The following is a 4,941-nucleotide window of genomic DNA, read 5'->3' on the forward strand; positions in this document are numbered from 1 at the left end:
TCGCCGCTCGGCGGCTTGCGCTCGGTCCTTGTTCTCCCGCTCGCTCGATAGTTCGGCGGCTGCCTGCGCGTGCCGTGGTTGTTAGCCTGCAGTTGATCCGGAGCGGCGTAGGCTGGCGAAAAACACGCAGCGAAGATGTCGCACAGTCGATCTGCTCCTCTTACCTCGTCCCGGAGGATGGACAGGCGCTGCCGGCGTTCAAGCCCGGCCGGTTCCTCACTTCCTGTTCTGAGGTTGGTCATGAACCGAATCCTCAAGGCCATCCTCGCCGTTTACCTGATCGCCATTGCCACGGTGGTTTTCGTCTATCCGCATCTGATGGTTGGACCGGGAAGACTGAGTGCGAGCTGCCACAAATGTTGCGGGCGCAGGCCGGCGTGCCACGACTGGCCATAACCATGCAATGCACTGTGACCCCGGTCATGCTCGGTCATTGCTGATCCCGGTCACGCACGGGTCACGTGCTGGCCCACGGTAGGCATGCCGACGGTGGCTACGATTGAGACCTTGCTATTTCGTTGCTGCCTTGCATAATGAATAGAGCCAAGGGTCGTTGGCAGGCATTTTGGCGCATTTAATCGTTTCTGCCGGGGGGCTTTATGGTTAAGGCATCTGATGAACGGAGTTTCACCAAGTCGCTCTTTTTCGGCGATATCCAGGAGGACATGGTATTTCCTTATCCAGCGCTCGACGAGGAGAAGAGAGCACGATTGGCCATGATCCTCGACTCGCTGCGCACGTTCGCGCAGGACACGATTCACCCGAAGAAGATCGATCACGACGCCTGCCTGCCGAAAGAAGTCGTCAGCGGCATCAAGGATCTGGGTTTGATGGGTATGCAGACCCCCAGCGAATATGGCGGATTGGATCTCGACACGACGTCCTATGCGCGGATCATGCAGGAACTGGCGACCTGCGACAATTCGGTCGCCGTCTTCGTGGGCGGGCATCAGTCGATTGGCATGAAGGCGCTGCTGCTGTTCGGGACGGCGGAACAGAAAACGAAATATCTGCCAAAGCTGGCCACTGGCGAACACATCGCGGCGTTCGCGCTTACCGAGGCCACAGCCGGCAGCGATGTGCAAGGTATGAAAACCAGAGCCGTGATGAACGAGGACGGCAGCTACACGCTCAACGGCAGCAAGATCTGGATCACCAATGGCGGCTTGGCCGATTTGATCACGGTGTTCGCCAAACTGAAATGCATCAGGAACGGCGAGGAGAAGGAGCGCATCACAGCCTTCATTGTTGACCGGTCCATGGGCTTCAAGGCTGGGCCGCCTGACGAAAAGATGGGCCAAAAGGGAGCCAACACGGCCTCAATCTATCTTGACAACGTGCGTGTTCCGGCCGAAAACGTGCTGGGGGAACCCGGCAATGGTTTCAAGATCGCGATGGAGGTCTTGAACAATGGACGCCTAGGGCTGGCCTCAGGTTGCGTGGGCACGGCAAGATATGCGCTCAAGCTGGCCGTCGACCATGCCGAGGAGCGTCAGCAGTTTGGCAGGAAGATCGGCGAGTTCGGCATGATTCAGCAGAAGTTCGGCGAAATGATCCTCGGCATCTACGCCATGGAGAGCATCGTCTACCTGACCGCCGGGATGGTCGATCGCGGGGTGAAGGATTTCTCGATGGAGTCCTCGATTTGCAAAGCCTACAACACCGAAACGCTGTGGAACATCGTGAACCATGCGCTGCAGATCGCCTCCGGTGAGGGTTATCTGAAGGAGCATCCGTACGAGCGACTGGTGCGCGATGCCCGTGTCAACATGATTTTCGAAGGGACCAACGAGATTCAGCGTATGTTCATCGCCCTGAGCGGAATGGAGGGGCCGGGCCAAAAGCTGGCCCAACTGGCCAGGGCCTTCAAGGATCCAATCGGCGAGATGGGGGTGATCTACGATTATGTTGCCACCAAGGTCAGCCACACGGTGAACGCCGATCGACTCACGCGGTCCGATCCGTTGTTAAAGGACGAGGCCGTAGGCTTCGAGGAGGGCGTGAAGGCGTTTGCGGCCACCGTAGAAGCCGCCTTGCGCAAGTACGGCAAGCACATCATGGACGAACAGTTCCTTCAGAAACGCCTGGCCGAAATCGCAATGAACCTCTATGTTCAGGTAGCCTGTGTCGCCCGCGCCACGGCGCAAATCCATACCCTGGGAACAGAGAAGGCGCAGATGGAGATGCGTCTGTGCAAGGCTGCCTGTCGCAATGCGCGTCACACCGCGACCCAGTTGCTCAAGGTCTGCGACACTAACGATGACGAAGAGATCAGGAAGATCGCGAACTTCACTTACGCAAGCAGCGGGTATTTTTGCCCGCTGCTTTAGTTCTCGAAATCCGGATGTCATCCGCAGCCATTGTCCGATCGACTTGTTCGTGTAGCGGGCCGAGTTCGGCCAGAGGCGGGTACGGCGCACCATTGCGACAATCCCACGCCAGTCATACTGTAACGTGTGAGAGTGGTCGCCCGGCTGCTGACCCGTCGTCGAGAGACGTTCTTTTAGTTTCGGCCAGCGCCGGCGGTCCAACTGATCGGTCGTGCCGAGTACCAGGTGTCGAGTGCCGTCGTCCAACAGCCGATCGAAAGCCTCTGGAGCCTGGCCACCCTCGCCATGGCCTGGCTCTTCTGGCGCCTTGGCCGGGCGCTGCAGGGCGAGCAGTCCGGACGCTGAGCATTAGATCTTTCCTTGTTCCCAAGACCCAGCAGCATGGGGCCAGATGCGTCCTATGCTGCCGGTACCCCAGCGCGTGCGCTTGACCCCCCCCCGCGTGCGCGTGCCGAGGAAAAAGGAAAGACTTGACCCCCTCCGTGCGTGACCCCTCCGCGTGACCCCCTCCGCGCCTCGGCAGCGACGGCAGTCCGGCAGAGTGTCGGGCTGGCGGCGCCAGCCCGAGACCGGATCAGGGCGCGGCCGGACCCTGCAGGCGCTCGATGATCGCGTCCGCCATCTGCGTCGTGCTCAGCTTGCCGCCGAGGTCGGCGGTGCGGGCGCCGGCGCTGATCGTCGCGTCGACGGCCAGCTCGACCGCGGCAGCTTCGGCCTCGAGTCCCAGCGAGTGACGCAGCAGCATGGCGGTGGACAGGATCATTCCGATCGGATTGGCAATGCCCTTGCCGGCGATGTCGGGGGCCGAACCATGGATCGGCTCATAGAGGCCAACGCGGCCCTGGCCGAGACTGGCCGAGGGCAGCATCCCCATCGAACCGGCCAGCACCGAAGCCTCGTCGGTCAGGATGTCGCCGAACATGTTCTCGGTCACCACCACATCCATCGAAGCGGGGCCGGTGATCAAGCGCATGGCGGCGGTATCGACCAGGACATGCTCCAGGGCAACGTCCGGATTCGCCGCGCCAACCTGGGTGGTGATCTGTCGCCATAGCCGCGACGATTCGAGCACGTTGGCCTTGTCCACCGAGGTGACCTTGCGCTGGCGACCCTTGGCCAGGTCGAAGGCGAGCTCGACCACCCGACGGATTTCGTAGTCGTAATACTCGAGCGTATCTACGGCGCGCTCGCGGCCATCCTTGACGTCGCGGCCCTTAGGCCAGCCGAAATACAGGCCACCGGTCAACTCGCGGATGACGAGAATATCCACCCCGCGAAGTTTTTCCGGCTTTAGCGGCGAGGAATCGATCAGCGCCGGGTGCACCTTGACCGGCCGCAGGTTGGCGAAGACACCCAGCCCCTTGCGCAGGGCAAGGAGGCCGCGCTCGGGGCGATCCTTGGCGTTCGGATCATCCCATTTCGGTCCGCCGACGGCGCCCAGCAGCACGGCATCCGCCGCCTGGCAAGCGGCCAGCGTTTCGTCGGTCAGTGACGAACCAAAACGGTCGATCGAACAGCCGCCCATCAGGCATTCCTGATAGGCCCACTTGTGCTGGTACTTGCCGGCAACCGCATCGAGAACGCGAACGGCCTCGCGGACCACTTCGGGACCGATGCCGTCACCCGGGAGCAGGACGATATTTGCTTTCATGATTTTTCCATTCGACAGGTGCGCAGCCAGGCTGCGCGGGTACACGATTGATCCGAAGCAGGCGCCATCAGTGCGCTACCGACAGTCCGTACTCGACCGCATCGACCAGCGCCTGCCAGGAGGCTTCGATGATGTTGGCGCTGGCGCCGACGGTACTCCATAGCTGGGTCGGGCTGCGGGTATCGATCAACACGCGGGTGATGGCATGCGTGCCATCACGACCATCCAGGATACGGACCTTGTAGTCGGCCAGATGGAAGTTGGCGATTTCCGGGTAGTGCCCCATCAGCGCCTTGCGCAGGGCGATGTCCAGCGCGTTGACCGGGCCGTTGCCCTCGGCGGCGGTGTGCAGCAACTCACCCTTGACCCTGACCTTGACCATCGCCTCGGAAAAGATTCCGCGTCCCTGGCGATGCTCAACGTTGACCAGGAAATCGACCAGCTCGAACGGCGCCGCGTAATCCGGCTGCTGCCGCTTGAGCATCATGGCCACCGAGGCCTCGGCGGCCTCGAACGAGAAACCGCGTGCTTCCAGTTCCTTGACCTCGTTGAGCACGCCGACCACGTCCGCCACGCTGCCGACATCGAGACCGTGCTCCTCGGCCTTGCTGAGGATGTTGGCCCGCCCCGAAAGCGCCGAGACCACGACGCGCATCCGGTTGCCGACGTGCTCCGGAACCACATGCTGATAGGACTGCTCCGAGCGGCGCATGGCCGCCACGTGCACGCCGCCCTTGTGTGCGAAGGCGCTCCGGCCCACGTACGGCAGGTGGTCGTTGGGGGTGATGTTGGCCACTTCATCGACCACATGCGACAACTCGTACAACTTATGGAGGCGGCCTTCCGGCAGGCACTGGTGGCCCATCTTGAGCTCCAGGTTAGCCATGACCGAGCACAGATTGGCATTGCCACAGCGCTCGCCGACGCCATTGATCGTGCCCTGCACCTGAATCGCCCCCT

Annotated in this window: 5 protein-coding genes; 2 read left to right on the top strand and 3 right to left on the bottom strand. The window is 61.7% G+C overall.

What is annotated here, in order from left to right; genetic code table 11:
• Window positions 1-242 (bottom strand): hypothetical protein (locus V5B39_RS21820; RefSeq protein WP_332344917.1); only part of this gene is annotated, 242 nt, incomplete at its 3' end.
• Here V5B39_RS21820 and V5B39_RS21825 point away from each other — a divergent pair.
• Both V5B39_RS21825 and V5B39_RS21830 read left to right on the top strand, forming a co-directional pair.
• Window positions 241-396 carry a hypothetical protein gene (locus tag V5B39_RS21825; RefSeq protein WP_332344918.1) on the top strand — a complete coding sequence of 52 codons (156 nt, stop codon included), beginning with the start codon at window positions 241-243 and terminating at the stop codon, window positions 394-396. The genes V5B39_RS21820 and V5B39_RS21825 overlap by 2 nt on opposite strands.
• A 269-nt stretch (window positions 397-665) precedes the next feature.
• On the top strand, window positions 666-2,330 hold the full coding sequence (locus tag V5B39_RS21830) for an acyl-CoA dehydrogenase family protein (protein ID WP_332344919.1): 1,665 nt from the start codon (window positions 666-668) through the stop codon (window positions 2,328-2,330).
• Between the two features lie 574 nt (window positions 2,331-2,904).
• On the opposite strand, the gene leuB is transcribed toward V5B39_RS21830, so the two are convergent.
• Both leuB and V5B39_RS21840 read right to left on the bottom strand, forming a co-directional pair.
• Window positions 2,905-3,981: a 3-isopropylmalate dehydrogenase gene (leuB, locus tag V5B39_RS21835; protein WP_332344920.1), complete on the bottom strand. Its 1,077-nt coding sequence runs from the start codon at window positions 3,979-3,981 to the stop codon at window positions 2,905-2,907.
• 67 nt (window positions 3,982-4,048) lie between these two features.
• A partial coding sequence (locus tag V5B39_RS21840; RefSeq protein WP_332344921.1) for an alpha-isopropylmalate synthase regulatory domain-containing protein occupies window positions 4,049-4,941 on the bottom strand: 893 nt, incomplete at its 5' end.

The sequence above is a fragment of the Accumulibacter sp. genome (assembly GCF_036625275.1).
GTDB lineage: Bacteria > Pseudomonadota > Gammaproteobacteria > Burkholderiales > Rhodocyclaceae > Accumulibacter.

What these genes read in the sequence shown, in the direction of transcription:
- leuB (WP_332344920.1), bottom strand. Translation starts at nt 3,981, where the DNA reads ATGAAAGCAAATATCGTCCTGCTCCCGGGTGACGGCATCGGTCCCGAA.
- V5B39_RS21825 (WP_332344918.1), top strand. Translation starts at nt 241, where the DNA reads ATGAACCGAATCCTCAAGGCCATCCTCGCCGTTTACCTGATCGCCATT.
- V5B39_RS21830 (WP_332344919.1), top strand. Translation starts at nt 666, where the DNA reads ATGGTATTTCCTTATCCAGCGCTCGACGAGGAGAAGAGAGCACGATTG.